The organism is Tsuneonella litorea, from assembly GCF_025154015.1.
GTDB lineage: Bacteria > Pseudomonadota > Alphaproteobacteria > Sphingomonadales > Sphingomonadaceae > Tsuneonella > Tsuneonella litorea.
The window spans coordinates 116,464-130,944 of record NZ_JAOAMV010000004.1 but is presented as its reverse complement, the minus strand read 5'-3'; the positions used below and the strand labels follow the sequence as shown (position 1 = coordinate 130,944).

General features: G+C 68.6%; 13 protein-coding genes and 1 riboswitch. Of the genes, 4 read left to right on the top strand and 9 right to left on the bottom strand.

All coding sequences use genetic code 11. The annotated features are described in order from the left end of the window. Positions 1-40: 40 nt before the first annotated feature. The 6 genes from sucD to N0B51_RS08925 all read right to left on the bottom strand — a co-directional run bounded on the left by sucD (position 41) and on the right by N0B51_RS08925 (position 5,902). On the bottom strand, positions 41-931 hold the full coding sequence (gene sucD / locus N0B51_RS08950) for a succinate--CoA ligase subunit alpha (protein WP_259961980.1): 891 nt from the start codon (positions 929-931) through the stop codon (positions 41-43). Further along, positions 928-1,890: a malate dehydrogenase gene (mdh, locus tag N0B51_RS08945; protein WP_259961979.1), complete on the bottom strand. Its 963-nt coding sequence runs from the start codon at positions 1,888-1,890 to the stop codon at positions 928-930. Before mdh ends, sucD begins: the two co-directional genes overlap by 4 nt. A gap of 191 nt (positions 1,891-2,081) precedes the next feature. Continuing rightward, complete coding sequence (locus tag N0B51_RS08940; RefSeq protein WP_259961978.1) at positions 2,082-2,228, bottom strand: hypothetical protein; 147 nt, start codon at positions 2,226-2,228, stop codon at positions 2,082-2,084. A 76-nt stretch (positions 2,229-2,304) separates the two neighbouring features. After that, complete coding sequence (locus N0B51_RS08935) at positions 2,305-4,140, bottom strand: putative bifunctional diguanylate cyclase/phosphodiesterase (RefSeq protein WP_259961977.1); 1,836 nt, start codon at positions 4,138-4,140, stop codon at positions 2,305-2,307. A 194-nt stretch (positions 4,141-4,334) separates the two neighbouring features. After that, positions 4,335-4,646, bottom strand: a complete 312-nt coding sequence (locus N0B51_RS08930; protein ID WP_259961976.1) for a hypothetical protein — start codon at positions 4,644-4,646, stop codon at positions 4,335-4,337. A 98-nt stretch (positions 4,647-4,744) separates the two neighbouring features. Further along, a complete protein-coding gene (locus N0B51_RS08925; RefSeq protein ID WP_259961975.1) occupies positions 4,745-5,902 on the bottom strand; it encodes a cell wall hydrolase in 1,158 nt (385 codons plus the stop codon). Between the two features lie 174 nt (positions 5,903-6,076). Beyond that, positions 6,077-6,233: riboswitch (cobalamin riboswitch) on the top strand. A 130-nt stretch (positions 6,234-6,363) separates the two neighbouring features. On the opposite strand from N0B51_RS08925, the gene N0B51_RS08920 reads away from it, so the two are divergent. The 4 genes from N0B51_RS08920 to N0B51_RS08905 are packed head-to-tail and all read left to right on the top strand — an operon-like array spanning position 6,364 to position 10,734. Next, positions 6,364-8,211, top strand: a complete 1,848-nt coding sequence (locus N0B51_RS08920; RefSeq protein ID WP_259961974.1) for a TonB-dependent receptor plug domain-containing protein — start codon at positions 6,364-6,366, stop codon at positions 8,209-8,211. Further along, complete coding sequence (locus N0B51_RS08915) at positions 8,208-9,011, top strand: ABC transporter substrate-binding protein (protein ID WP_259961973.1); 804 nt, start codon at positions 8,208-8,210, stop codon at positions 9,009-9,011. Before N0B51_RS08920 ends, N0B51_RS08915 begins: the two co-directional genes overlap by 4 nt. Further along, the gene (locus N0B51_RS08910; protein WP_259961972.1) at positions 9,008-9,961 is read left to right on the top strand and encodes a FecCD family ABC transporter permease; all 954 of its coding nucleotides are present in this window, start codon (positions 9,008-9,010) and stop codon (positions 9,959-9,961) included. The genes N0B51_RS08915 and N0B51_RS08910 overlap by 4 nt, the downstream gene beginning before the upstream one ends. Further along, positions 9,958-10,734, top strand: a complete 777-nt coding sequence (locus N0B51_RS08905) for an ABC transporter ATP-binding protein (RefSeq protein ID WP_259961971.1) — start codon at positions 9,958-9,960, stop codon at positions 10,732-10,734. Before N0B51_RS08910 ends, N0B51_RS08905 begins: the two co-directional genes overlap by 4 nt. Here the strand turns inward: N0B51_RS08905 and N0B51_RS08900 are convergent. From N0B51_RS08900 to thpR, 3 genes are all read right to left on the bottom strand, one after another. Next, positions 10,683-11,324, bottom strand: a complete 642-nt coding sequence (locus N0B51_RS08900; RefSeq protein ID WP_259961970.1) for a lysozyme — start codon at positions 11,322-11,324, stop codon at positions 10,683-10,685. The two genes, N0B51_RS08905 and N0B51_RS08900, sit on opposite strands and share 52 nt — an antisense overlap. A gap of 310 nt (positions 11,325-11,634) precedes the next feature. Beyond that, positions 11,635-13,815: a M3 family metallopeptidase gene (locus N0B51_RS08895; protein WP_259961969.1), complete on the bottom strand. Its 2,181-nt coding sequence runs from the start codon at positions 13,813-13,815 to the stop codon at positions 11,635-11,637. A gap of 118 nt (positions 13,816-13,933) precedes the next feature. Continuing rightward, positions 13,934-14,479 carry an RNA 2',3'-cyclic phosphodiesterase gene (gene thpR / locus N0B51_RS08890; RefSeq protein WP_259961968.1) on the bottom strand — a complete coding sequence of 182 codons (546 nt, stop codon included), beginning with the start codon at positions 14,477-14,479 and terminating at the stop codon, positions 13,934-13,936. Positions 14,480-14,481 lie beyond the last annotated feature (2 nt).

Genomic DNA, 14,481 nt, shown 5'->3' with positions numbered 1-14,481 from the left:
CGCCGCGACGCTCCCGCAAGGAGGGCGTCGCGGCAAAAGTTCAGGCCAGTTCCTTGAGCAGCGCGTCGAGCGTGGTGCCGAGTTCGCTCGGACTCGGGCTGACCCGGATGCCGGCGGCTTCCATCGCCGCGATCTTGTCCTCGGCGCCGCCCTGGCCGCCCGAGACGATCGCCCCGGCGTGGCCCATCCGGCGGCCCGGAGGCGCGGTGCGGCCGGCGATGAAGCCGACCACCGGCTTCTTCCAGCCCCGCTTCGCCTCGTCGGCGAGGAACTGTGCCGCCTCTTCCTCGGCGCTGCCGCCGATCTCGCCGATCATCACGATCGACTTGGTCGCGTCGTCCTTGAGGAACAGTTCGAGCACGTCGATGAAGTTGGTCCCGTTGACCGGGTCGCCGCCGATGCCTACCGCGGTGGTCTGGCCCAGGCCCACCTGCGAGGTCTGGTGCACCGCCTCGTAGGTCAGCGTGCCAGAGCGGCTGACGATGCCGACCGTGCCCTTCTGGAAGATCTGCCCGGGCATGATGCCGATCTTGCATTCGCCGGGGGTCAGGACGCCGGGGCAGTTCGGGCCGATCAGCCGCGACTTCGAACCCGTCAGGGCCCGCTTCACGCGGACCATGTCGAGCACCGGAATGCCCTCGGTGATGCAGACGATCAGCTCGACCTCGGCGTCGATCGCCTCGAGGATCGAATCCGCGGCGAACGGCGGCGGCACGTAGATGCAGCTCGCGGTTGCCCCGGTCGCCGCCCTGGCCTCGGCGACGGTGTCATAGACCGGAAGCCCGATATGCGTGGTGCCGCCCTTGCCGGGGGTCACGCCGGCAACCATCTGCGTCCCGTAGTCGAGCGCCTGTTGCGTGTGAAACGTGCCCGTGTCGCCGGTCATGCCCTGAGTGATGACGCGGGTGTTCCTGTCGACGAGGATGCTCATGCCAGCGCCCCGTCCATGCTCTTGCACGCTTCGAGCAGTTCCTCGACCGCATCGGTCGAAACCTTGAGATTGGCCTTTTCCTCGTCGGACAGCTCGATCTCGATCACCTCCTCGATGCCGCTCGCTCCGATCACCGCGGGAACGCCGACGTAGAGGCCGTCGACGTCGTACTTGCCCTGAACATATGCCGCGCAGGGGAGGATCCGCTTCTGGTCGCCGAGGTAGGCCTCGGCCATGGCAATCGCGCTGGTGGCGGGTGCATAATAAGCGGAACCGGTCTTGAGGAGACCGACGATTTCGCCGCCGCCGCCGCGTGTGCGCTTGACGATCTCGTCAATCTTGCTGGCATCGATGCCGCGGGTCTTGGCGAGATCGTTGACGGGAATGCCGCTGATCGTGGTGTAGCTGGTGACGGGGACCATCGTGTCGCCGTGTCCTCCAAGGACGAAGGCATTCACGTCCTTGACCGAAACTCCGAATTCCCAGGCAAGGAAGGTCGCGAAGCGCGCTGAATCGAGTACGCCGGCCATGCCGACCACCTTCTCGTGCGGGAGGCCCGAATATTCGCGCAGTGCCCAGACCATGGCGTCGAGCGGGTTGGTGATGCAGATCACGAACGCGTCGGGACAATTGTCGCGAATGCCTTCGCCGACCGCCTTCATGACCTTGAGGTTGATGCCGAGCAGGTCGTCGCGGCTCATGCCCGGCTTGCGCGGCACGCCCGCGGTCACGATCACCACATCGGCGCCAGCGATGTCGGCATAGTCGTTGGTGCCCATGATCTTGGCGTCGAAGCCTTCGATGGGACCACATTGCGACAGGTCGAGCGCCTTGCCCTGGGGAATGCCCTCGGCAATGTCGAACAGGACGATGTCGCCCATTTCCTTCTTCGCGGCGAGGTGGGCGAGCGTGCCGCCGATCATGCCAGCGCCGACGAGCGCGATCTTCTTGCGGGCCATGGGGGAAGCGTTTCCTTCGGTCGCGCGGGACGGGCCTCGTCTGGGCGCGACTCCCTCCCGCGGGCGGGGGCGGCCCCTTGGTGCGAAAGGCGGCCTAGGCGCGGGAAACGCCGAATGCAACCGCCAAACCATGCGGCCGTATGACTATCTTTGCAAATGGTTCGCAGTAGCAGAAATGGCCCTGCGGCCTTCTAGTCCCAGGCGTCGTCCTCGCCCGGATCGATCGCAGACGCGTTCGCTTCAGCGAGGTGCCGAGCCGCACGGGTGACGTCGTCGGGGCCGTAGCCCAGTGCCCAGAGCCCGCTGAGGAACACCAGCCCAAGGAAGAGGAGCTTCATGCCCATGCGGAACAGTATCCCGCATTTCGCTTGGCACGGGATGAATCCGCTTGACTGAATCTGCGTAGAATGAGGCTCAGACCGCCGTGCGCTTGACTGCCTCGGTAGCGCGCTCCTGCGCCAGCAGGACGGCTGCCAGGTAATCGGGCACTGCCCGGCTGAAGTAGTAGCCCTGGCCGAGCGTACACCCGGCCGCGCGCACGGCCGAGACCTGGTCGACCGTTTCGAGCCCTTCGGCGACGATTTCCATGTCGAGCTGCGCGCCCATCTCGGCCACCGCTCGAATAATCGCTTCGCTCTTGCGACCCACATTCGGGCCGGAAACGAAGCTGCGGTCGACCTTGATCTTGCGGAAGGGGAAACGGTCGATGTAGCCCAAGGAAGAATAGCCGGTGCCGAAGTCGTCGAGCGCGAAGTGGACCCCTGCAGACGATAGCGCTTCGATGAAACCGGCCGTCGCGTGGTTATCGTCCAGAAACAGGCTCTCAGTCACCTCGAGTTCGAGACGCGATGGATCCAGACCCGCTTCGCGCAGGGCCGAGAGGATGCCGAGGGCAGCGCCCGGCGCCTTGATCTGGAGCGGCGAGAGGTTGACCGCCAAGCTGACGTCATCCGGCCAATGGACTGCTGCGCGCGCCGCCTGCGCGGTGATCCAGTTTCCGAGGGTGACGATGACGCCAGTCTCCTCGGCGACCGGTATGAACTCGTCAGGCGTCAGTTCGCCCTTTTCGGGATGGAACCACCGAACCAAAGCCTCGAACGTGCGGATACGGCCGCTCTCGAGGTCGACGATTGGCTGGAAGAAGATCGAAAGCTCGTCGCGCTGGATCGCGGCGCGCAGCTCGTGCTCGATTTCGCGGCGGCGGATCAGCGTCCGGCTCATCGCCGGATCGTAGAACCGGCTGCGGTTCTTGCCGCCGACCTTTGCGTGATAGAGCGCGAGATCCGCGCATTGCATCAGGGCGTCGGCGTCCGCTCCGTCTTCCGGCAGGATGGCGATTCCCATCGATGCGGGCACCTCGAGACGCTCGGTGTCGAGGCGCAGCGGCCGGGTGACGTTTTCCAGGACTCTGGAAGCGAGCATCTCGCACTTTTGGCGGTCTTCGACGGGGCAGACCATTATGAATTCATCGCCCCCGAAGCGCGCCACCGTCGCCCCTTCGGGCGAGACTTCCTGAAGCCGGTTCGCAACCGCGGCCAGAACCCGGTCGCCAACGGTGTGGCCAAGCAGGTCGTTGACTTCCTTGAAGCGGTCAAGGTCGAGCCAAAACAGCGCAAGCATCCGATCGCCTTTTGCTGCGCTGACGGCTTCACCGAGCGCATGATTGAACCCGGCGCGGTTGGCCAGACCGGTAACCACGTCGGTCCGGGCAAGAACCTTCATCTTCTCGGCAATCTCGGCGCTGGTCTCCGCCGAGGATGTGGCATCGTGGAGGGACCGGTAGATGGTGTGGACAATGGCGCCGATCGCAGGGAAGGCGAGGGAGGCTGCCAACGCCAGCGTCACGTACGCCAGCGACCCGTCGCTGATGAGCGCGACCACCACCGGCAGGCCGACGAGGATCGGCTGGCTCATCGCTATGGCCGGGCGCCCCGCATCGCGGGCCCCGGTGGCGATAGCGTAGCCGACGACGAATGGAAGGATCATGACCTGCACGGCGGGATCGACGCGAAGCCAGATCGTCGCGGCCGCGAACAGACCCAGGGCGAGCGCGTATGCTGCGGCCCCGACCGTGTAGACGACCTCGAGCCAGCTGGCGGGGAACGCACCGGCGCGCCTCGCGATGAATCGCATGGCAGCCACTCGCAGCGCGCCAAGGCCAATCACTGCGATCGCCCCGATCAGCAGCGGCAGCGATGCGGTCGCCAACGCCGCGATTGCGGTCAGGATCGACCCGATGACCGTGGCCATGAGCAGGCCTGCCGGCTGGTTGTACAAGGTTCGTAGCAGACGAAGATGCACTTCGCTGCTCGGTGGTTCGGCTTCGCCGCACCATTTTGAAAGCCGGGCAAACCGGCGTTTTGCGACCACCCCAGTCATGTGCGCTCGTCTTAGGGGCGGTCCGTCACCATATGGTTAAGACGAGGCTTACCGCGCCGGCCGCATTATCCCGGCAAGCGCGCCGCTTCGGCCCGGCGGTCGGCGAGCCGGCGGTCGAAAGTGCGGCAGATCCCGAGCCACCAGTCGTGCGCCTGGCGATCACCTGCCGCCAGCGCGCGCTCGGCTTCGGTCGCCGCGGCCAACGCGGCACCCAGCCCGTGCGTCGCGAAATGACGCAGCGCTCCATAGAGCATGGCGTCATCGGCGGGGCCGAGGTCCCCGTTGTCGTTCGCCGCCCGCTCAACCGCGCGCCGTGCGAGAGCACGGGCAATCGGAGAACGGGTGATTGTCCTGGCAGGTGCAAAGCGAAGCGGCATGGGCGAGTTGCGATCCTTGTCCTATCTCAGTCCCCAATCGCACATGGGGCCTAAGCGCCGGTTCGCCGACACGGTTACGCGCGCGGTAACCTGCAGGGTTATCGGCTGTTTACGTCTCGCGCGGTGATAGTGCCGGGTTCGGCGATCCAGCGACCCGAATTTGCGTATTCGGCCCTTACGCCGCTGGCCCGGGGCAGGTTTCCGGCCGCCAGGATCGGTTCGCCGCCGCGTACCGCCAGGGGGGGAACCTGCACCTGTGGCGCGGGGGGAAGATAGCCCGCGCCCTGAACTGCCGCGGCCTTTGCGCGCGCGGCTTCGTAAGCCTGGGCGAGGACGACCGGGTCGGGAGCCGATCCGGCCGGATCGCTGTAGCTGCGCGGATGGGGCACGGGAAGCGGCTCGCGACCGGCATAGCGCGCGCCGAAGGCATCGGCTGCACCCGCCGCGCCGCGCCATTTGTAGAACGTGTGCAATCCGATGGTGCCCACGTTCGCAAGGCTCTCCGCCCAATACGGCAGGACGTATGTCGCATGGTAATGCGTGGCGAGGCCGACGGGGCGATAGACCGCGCCGCCGAGCGCGGACATGGCCACCCGTCGCGCCCGGTTCCAACTCTCCCGTGCGGGCCGGCGTTCAAGGCTGCCGTCGCAGGTGAAGCTGAACTGGCAGCCGGTTCGCCGTTCGCTGCCCTGAAAGACCACCGCGCACACGCTGTTCGGATAGCTCGGATGGGCGACCCGATTGAGGATCACCTGTGCCACCGCGCGCTGACCTTCGGTCGGCTCGTTCGCGGCTTCGTAATAGAGCGCCATCGTCATGCACTGCAGCGCACGAGCCTTGTCGAGTCCGGTGCCGGTTTCCGTGAATGCCCGCGCTGCGGGACCTTCAGGTCCAGTCGCGGCGGGCTCGTCACCAGGATGCACGACGGATTCGAGCGGCGCCGGCGCATCGCCGGTAGGAAGGGGCGGCAGATCCTCGAGATAGAAGAACGCCGAGCCGGGGAAGCTTTCACCCGGTCTTTCGAACGGCATCGCGGTCACCGGCGCTTCGGCGGGATCGGCCGCAAGATCGAAGGTGCGCCATTCGCCAGGAGCGGCCATGGCGGGAACGCCCACCGCAGCGGCGAGCGCGAACAGCCGGCGGCCGCGATGCGGGCCTGCAATCGCATTGCCGAGAGCCGCCCGCCATCCATCCCCCGCTGGCTTGCGGGGCGATAGCCGGGCGGTTGCCGGGTGGCGGGCGGGCGTCGGGTTCACTCTGTTCCTTTTGCGCTTCGGCCTTCGGCCGTAGCGGTGCGAAACGTCGACCGCGATTGGCTTGGACCCCGGTGTCTCCTAGCGGAACAGGCTGACAGGCGGGGTTAAACGGCAGCCTTGCGATCGCGTTAACTTGGCAAACCAGCCGCAGGGGCCTATCGCGCGCGCCACGTCACGGGTTGTCCGGGGTTGCGCCCGGACCGAAGAGGGAAGCGGGTGAGAACCCCGCGCTGCCCCCGCAACTGTGACCGGGGAGCGAGCGGCCAGCAGCCACTGCGAAAGCGGGAAGGCGGCCGTGAGCGACGATCCGGGAGCCAGGAGACCTGCCTGTCGACGGTCGTTCCGCAGCCGGGCGGGGTGCACCGGAATGCAGCGAGGGCCTGCCCGCACCGGGCGTGCCTCCCGCCATGGACGGCAATGTCGTTCATGATGGAGGTACTGTGCGCAAATTACTGTTTCTAATGGGTTCGACTCTCCTCGCATCGCCGCTGGCCGCGCAGGAGCAAGTCCTCGCGGCCCCGCAAACCGACGAGACGGCGATCACCGTGACCGCCACCGGCGCGCGCGGCAACGTCGCCGACACCGGCCAGTCCGTCACCGTGATCGGCGAAGTCGAGATCGACGCGGTGCAGGGCGCCGACATCGCCCGCGTGCTCCGACGTGCGCCCGGCGTGACGATCACCCGCAACGGGCCGCCCGGTTCGTTCACCGGCGTGCGCGTGCGCGGCGCGGGGGCCGAGCAACTGCTCGTCCTCGTCGACGGGGTGCGGGTGGCCGACCCGGCAGCGCCCGGCGGCGGGTTCGACTTCGGCACGCTCGCCGCGGGCGAGGTCGAGAAGCTCGACCTGTTGCGCGGCTCGAACTCGACGATCTGGGGTTCGGACGCGATCGGCGGAGTGCTCGCAGTGACGACGCGTGCGACGCGCGGCCTGGATGCGAGCGCCGAATACGGCGGCGACGATTCGCGATACCTGACGGCCAGCGGAGGCGCGGGTTCGGACGCGTTCTTCGTCGGCGGTTCGGCGGGCTGGCAGAAGACCGACGGGTTTTCCGCCGCCGCGACCGGCACCGAGCCCGACGGATTCGAGCAGTGGTCCGCGAACGGGCAGGTGCGCGCCTATCTCTCCGAAACTTTCGAACTGTTCGCGCAGGGCCGCTACGCCAGGGGCAGCCTCGACATCGACGGTTTTCCGCCGCCCCACTTTACGTTCGCCGACACCGCCGAGACGCAGGACACGCGGCAGTACACTGGCGCTGCGGGCGCGATATACGACAGCGCGCTGTTCTTCCTGCGCGCGGCATATTCGGTGTCCGACACCGAGCGCGAGAGCTTCGATCCCGCGTTCGGCAGCGCGCCAACCTATACCACCGACGGCCATTCGCGGCGCGCCGACCTGCGCGGCGAGTGGCGGCCGCTCGGTCCGTTCGTAGTCCACTTCGGCGGTGAGCGCGAGTGGACGCGCTTCGCCACGCTGTTCGACGCGCCGCAGAAGACCAGCATCTGGGGCGCGTACATGCAGGGAGGGATCGAGTGGGGCGGCATCTCCGCCCACGCCGGCCTGCGGCGCGACGAGCACGCGCGCTTCGGCGGCGCGACGAGCCTTGGTGCCGACGCGAGCTATCGCCTCGGACGCGACTTCCGCCTGCGTGCATCGTACGGCGAGGGGTTCAAGGCGCCGACGCTGTTCCAGCTCCTGTCCGACTTTGGCAACACGGGTCTGGTGCCTGAGCGCAGCCGCAGCTTCGACCTCGGCCTCGACTGGCACAGCCGCTCCGACCCGACCTGGGGCGCGGTGACCATGTTCCGGCGCGACAGCCGCGACCTGATCGACTTCGTCTCGTGCCTCGGGGTGACGGGGGGCATCTGCACGAACCGCCCCTTCGGGACGTACGCCAACGTCGGGCGCGCCCGGGCGCAGGGGTTCGAAGTCGAGTTCGGCCTCGCGCCGACCGCCGCCCTCAGCACCCGGCTTGCCTACAGCTTCGTCGATGCAAACGATCGGGGAACCGGGGCAGACCTGGCGCGGCGTCCCCGCCACGCGCTCACTGGCTCGCTCGACTGGGCCACGCCAGTCCTTGCAAGCCTGGGAGGCGACGTGCGGCTGGTCGGCGACAGCTTCGACGACGCGGGCAATGTCACGCGGATCGACGGACACGTGCTGGTCGACCTGCGGGCGAGCGTCCCGCTGGGCCGGCGGCTCGAACTATACGGGCGGGTCGAGAACCTGTTCGACGCGAACTACGTCGAGGTCGCGGGCTACGGCACCCGGGGACGCACCGCGTTCGTCGGGGCACGGCTGAAGCTGTGAGGGTATTGCTCGCCGCTTGCGCGCTGCTCTCGGGGTGCGCCGCACCGCCGCCGCAGCGCGCGGGCGGCGTGCAGCCCACGATCGTCAGCCTCAACCCGTGCACCGACGCGATTCTCGCCGAAGTCGCAGACCCGGCGCAGATCCTCGCGATCAGCCACTACAGCCACGACCCGCGGGCGACCTCGATGCCGCTGGCCGAGGCGCGGCGGTTCCGCGCCACCGGCGGCACGGTCGAGGAAGTGCTGGCGCTCGATCCCGACCTGGTTGTCGGCTCGAGCTTCATGCCGCCGGCCACGCGCGCATCGCTCGCGCGGCTCGGCCTGCGGGTCGAAACCGTCGGCATCGCCTCGACCGTCGCCGCGAGCGAGGCGCAGGTCAGGCGGCTGGCGAAGCTGGCGGGCCACCCCGAGCGCGGCGAGGCACTCGTTCGCCGGATCGAGGCCGCGCTGGCCGCGGCGCATAGCGACCGGGCCGTGCCGGCAATCCTCTGGCAGCCCGACGGCATCGTGCCCGGCAACGGCGCGCTGGTGAGCGAACTGATGGCCCGCACGGGCTTTGTAAACGCGAGCGCCGCACGCGGGATGGCGCAGGCCGACTACCTCTCGCTCGAACGCCTCCTTGCCGATCCTCCGGCCGCCCTGCTGGTCGCCGGCAGCGAGCGCGGCCAGCACCACCCGGCGCTTGGCGCCCTGCCGCGGATGCAGCGTGCCGCGTTCGACCCTTCGCTGCTTTATTGCGGCGGGCCGACGATCATCGGCGCGGCCGGGCGCCTGGCGGAAATACGGCGGGGCGTTTCGTGACCCGCCCGGTCCCGCTGCTGCTTGTCCTCGTCGCCCTGGCGGTGCCGCTGTCGCTGCTCGCCGGACGGGTGTGGATCGACCCGGCATCCACGCCCAACGCCGCGGTGATCCTCGCCGAACTGCGCCTGCCGCGCACGGTCCTCGCGCTGGTGATCGGGGCGGGGCTGGGCGCGAGCGGTGCGGCGATGCAGGGCTACCTGCGCAACCCCCTCGCCGACCCGGGCCTGTTCGGCATCGCGCCGGGTGCCGCGCTCGGCGCGGTGGCGAGCCTGTGGCTCGGCTACGCGGCCTCGCCGATCCTGCTGCCGCTGTTCGCCCTGCTCGGCGCGGCGGGCGCGATGGCGCTGCTCGCCGCGATCGCGGGACGCACCGGCGGCATCGCGCTGTTCACCCTTGCGGGGATGATGATCGCCAGCCTCGCGGGCGCGCTGACCAGCCTTGCGATCAGCCTCGCGCCCAACGCCTTCGCGATGAGCGAAATCGTCACCTGGCTGATGGGAGCGCTGACCGACAGGTCGTGGGCCGACGTATGGCTTGCCGCCCCGCTGACGATGGCCGGGATCGCCTGCCTGTTCGTCGCGGGACGCGATCTCGACGCCCTGGTGCTGGGAGATGCCGCCGCGCGCAGCCTGGGCATGGAGCCGCGCCGGTTGCAGACCTGGCTGATCGCGGGGGTCGGGCTGACGGTGGGAAGCGGGGTCGCGGTCGCCGGTATCGTCGGTTTCGTCGGCCTGATCGTCCCGCACCTCGTTCGCCCGTTCACCGACCGCAGCCCCTCGCAGCTGCTCCTGCCGAGCGCGCTCGCGGGTGCGCTGCTGGTGCTGGTGGCCGACAGCGCGTGCCGCGTCCTGCCGCTGGTGACCGAACTGCGGCTCGGGATCGCGCTGAGCCTGATCGGCGCACCGTTCTTCCTCTGGCTGCTGCTGCGGATGCGGCGAGGGCTGGCATGACGCTCGCGGCGCGCGATCTCACCCTTCGGGGGCGCCTCGCGAACGTTTCCGCAACGCTCGAACCTGGCCGGATCACGGCGATCTGCGGGCCGAACGGGGCGGGCAAGTCGAGCCTGCTCCAGTGTCTCGCCGGACTGCTCGCGCCCGATTGCGGGTCGGTCACGCTCGACGGGTGCGATCTTGTCGGGCTCCATCCGCAAAGGCGCGCGCAGGCGATCGGCTACCTGCCGCAGGACGGCGCAGTGGCATGGGACCTCGCCGTGCGGCGCCTCGTCGCGCTTGGGCGGCTGCCGCACCGCGACCGGGGCGAGGCCCACGTCGCCGCAGCCCTCGCGGCGCTCGATCTTGACGCCCTTGCGGACCGGCCCGTTTCCCGGCTCTCGGGCGGCGAGCGCGCGCGTGCGCTGCTGGCGCGGGTCCTAGCCGGAAGCCCGCGCTGGATCCTGGCTGACGAGCCGCTCGCCGCGCTCGACCTCGCGCACCAGCTTCGCCTGCTTGCCTACCTGCGCGGCGCAGCCGAATCCGGACGTGGGGTGGTGCTGGTCCTCCACGACCTCGCGCTGGCGATGAATCACGCCGACCGGGTGATCGTGCTCGAGAGCGGGCGCAAGATGACCGATGGCATCCCCGACGACGCGCTGTCGGACGCGATCGTTACGCGCGTGTGGGGGATAGGCGCGCGTTGGCTGGGCGAGCCGGGCGCGCGCGCGCTCGTCGCCGATCAGGCCCTGCCGGTCGCCGCCGGACCGGACGCCTCGCGGGGATCGTCGTAGGCCGCATTCAGGAACATCTGCGTGCGCCGCTCGCTGCGGTAGGCGAGCCCGCGCGCCAGGTCCCCGCCGGCGTAACGGTAATCGAGTTCGCTCGCGATCCCTTCATAGTCGCGCAAGGCGATGGCCCGGGCCAGGCCGGGACTCTCGCGGGCAGAAAGGTTGCCCTCGCCGACATTGTAGACGAGGTCGACAAGCGCATCGAATTCGTGCTGGAACAGGGGCAGGTCACCGACCACGCGGACGACCGCGGCTTCCGCCTCGGCCACGTCCTGTTCGAGGAAATCGAGGATGCGGTCGTAGCTGACCCGATCCCCCACGCTGAGCCCGTCGGAAGCCCTTACGAGATGGCCCACCCCGACGGTCGGGTATCCGGCGACGTCCCGATAGACGACGTCGCGGACGCCTTCCTCCTGGATCAACGCTTCCTTGAATTGCTGGCTGGTGCGCAACTCGCTCGCGGGCATTCGGGCAAGCGGCGTGTCGGCCTGCATGGACGCGACCGCCGGTTCGGTCGCGATCGATCCGATTGCAGCGGTCGATACGCCCATGACTCCGGCCGACAGCGCGAGCGCCGCCTTGCGCTTGCGCATCCGTCCCTGAAGCGACGACCGCCGTGGGGGGCGGGGCCGGTACCGGCGCCGACGGCGCCGTTCGAGTTCGTTCCGCCGTCGCTCCCGCATCCGGGCCAGCACGCGCCGCACCGGGTCGCGGCGTCGTGGGGGCGCGGGGGATTCGGCCAGCTGGGAATGGGCGGTCAAGGCGTGCCTCCTTACTCCCCCCTCACTTCAACCAACGGTTGGAGAGCGGAGCCGGTCCACGACTCGTCCGGGTGACGAAACGCCCTGTGACGGCGGTGTGCGGGGACGGACGGCGATGCCATCCGCCCCCTGCGGCCGTGGGTTACTTCGTGTCGGCCACAAGCCCGCGCGCCTCGAGCATCGGCTTCACGTCCGGCTCGCGGCCGGTGAAGGCCTTGTACATTTCGAAGTAGTCCTGGGTTCCCCCGCGGCTGAGAACGGTGGCGCGGAAATGGTCGCCGTTGGCGCGGGTCAGGCCCCCGTTGTCGAGGAACCACTGGCGGCTCGCACGATCGAGCATCTCGGTCCATAGGTAGCTGTAGTAGCCCGCCGAGTATCCCGCCGGGTCCGAGAAGATGTGCCGGAAATAGCTCGTCCGGTAGCGCGGCGGGACGAGATCGACGGCAAGCCCCAGTTCCTTGAGCGCCTTGTCTTCGAATGCGGTGACCTTTTCGGGCGTATCGATCGCCGCGGCCTCGGCGGGCGAGAGCGCGTGCCACTTCATGTCGAGCAGCGCAGCCTCGACCACCTCGCCGAACTGGTATCCCTGGTCGAACTTCGCCGCCGCCTGGATCTTGGCGATCAGCTCCTGCGGGATCGGCTCACCGGTCTGGTAGTGCTTGGCGTAGTTGGCGAGCACCTCGGGATAGCTTGCCCAGATCTCGTGCACCTGGCTGGGGAACTCGACGAAGTCGCGGGCGACGCTGGTGCCGGACAGCGAACCGTACTGCTGGTCGGCGAACAGGCCATGCACCGCGTGGCCGAATTCGTGGAACATCGTCTCGACGTTGTCGAAACTGACGAGTTGCGGTTCGCCCGCCGGCGCCTTGGGAATGTTGAGGACGTTGTAGACGACCGGCATCTTCCCATCGCGCTGCGACGGCTTGACGAAGTAGCTCATCCACGCACCCCCGCGCTTGTTGTCGCGCTGGAAGGGATCGAAGTAGAACAGGCCGAGCTGGCTGCCGTCGCGGTCGATCACGTCGTACACGGTCACATCCGGGTGGTAGACCGGCAGGTCGTCGCGCTTCTTGAACGACAGGCCGTACAGCTTGTTCGCCATGAAGAAGACGCCGTCCTCGAGCACGCGGTTCACCTCGAAATAGGGCTTTACCGCGTCTTCATCGAGATCGAACTTCTTGGCCTTCAGCTGGTTGGCGTACATCTGCCAGTCCCACGGCTGGACCGTGAAGTCCTTGCCGCTCGCCTTGATCTCGGCGTTGAGCGCGGCCGCATCGGCGCGCTGCGTCGCCTCGAGCGCGGGCACCATCTGTTCCATGAAGCCGAGCGCTGTCTTCGGGTTCTTCGCCATCCGGTCCCACATCTGGTAGGTCGCCCAGTCGGGCGCCCCGAACAGCGCGGCCTTCTTCGCGCGCAGGTTGACGATCTCGGCGATCAGCGCACGGGTGTCATTGGCATTGCCCCGCTGGGCGCGGTTCCAGCTCTTCTCGAACAGGGCCTCGCGGGTCGCGCGATCCTTGAGCGAGGCGAGCGGGGGCTGCTGCGTCGTGTTCTGGAGCGCGATCGCGTAGCTGCCGTCCTGGCCCCGCTCGGCGGCGAGCTTGGCGGCGGCGGCGATTTCGGCCTCCGGCAGCCCGGCCAGCCTGGCCTTGTCTGCAACGACCAGCGCGTTCGCCTTGGTCGCGTCAGTCAGCTTCTGCCCGAATTCGGTGGTCACCGCCGACAGGCGCGCGTTGATCGCCTTGACGGCTTCCTTCTGCGCGGGAGTGAGTTCGGCGCCCGCGTGGACCATCCTGTCATAGGTGTCCTCGAGCAGCTTCGCGTCTTCGGGCGTCATGCTCATCGCGGCACGGTTGTCGTAGACCGCTTTCACGCGGGCGAAGAGGCCGGGATCGAGGCTGATCGCATCGTAATGTGCGGTCAGCTTCGGGCTGATCGCAGCGTCGATCGCGTCGAGCGTGGGGTTGGTGTTCGCGCCGGTCAGCGAACCGAACACGCTCTCGACGCGGCCGAGCATCTTGCCCGTGTCCTCGAGCGCGACGATCGTGTTCGCGAAGGTCGGCGCGTCGGGGTTGGCTACGATCGCGGCCACTTCGGCGCGCTGGATCGCCATCGCCTGCTCGAACGCGGGTGCGAAATCGGCGTCGGAGATTTTCGTGAAGTCCGGCGCGTGAAGGGGCAGGGTGCTCGGCTGCGCGAAATAGCCGGTGGCCTGCGGGATCGCGACGGCGGCGGGGCGTTCGGCGGTCTCGGCGGTCATGGTGGTGCATCCGGCAAGCGAGGTCCCCGCCAGGGCGGCGGCGACGATGAAACGGGTGGTCATTGCGGTCCCCAAAGGCTCGAATTGGTCGCCCGCCGTCCGGCGGGTCGCGGAAGACTTACGCTTGAGACGATGAATGGTTGCTGGTGCAACCGCATTGTGCGCCGTTCGTCGATCCGTGTCAGCCGTTTGCAGGATCGAGCGTCCACTCGGCCAAGGGCAGGTAAGCCGATCCTCCGCGGCCCATGCGGCTTTCGTAGAGCCGGAAGGCTGCGACGGGCCACGCCGGCGCGACAAGGCTGCCATTCGCGGAAAGCCAGTCGCCGGCGCCAACAGCTCCGCCGCCAAGACGGGCCAGGGTGACATGGGGAATGAACCGGCGGGTTTCCGGCGCGATGCCGGCGGCGCGGCAGGCGCGCTCGACGCGGCGCTCGAGGACTTCGAGCGCGGGGTTCGGGGCGACCGCCGCCCACAGCGCACTCGCGCGGCCCTTTTTCTCGAAATGGCCGACACCGCGCACCTCCAGGGTGAACGACGGCGCAGAAACGCCGTCCAGTGCCGTAACGAGGTCCTCGGCCGTGCGGCGATCGACTTCTCCGACGAAGCGCAGTGTCAGGTGCAGCTGCTCGTCCGACTGCCAACGCGCGCGCTCGACACCGCCTTGGGCCGCGAGAAGGGCCGCGCGCACCGGTGGCGGGGGGCGGAGGGCGACGAACAGGCGGGTCACGG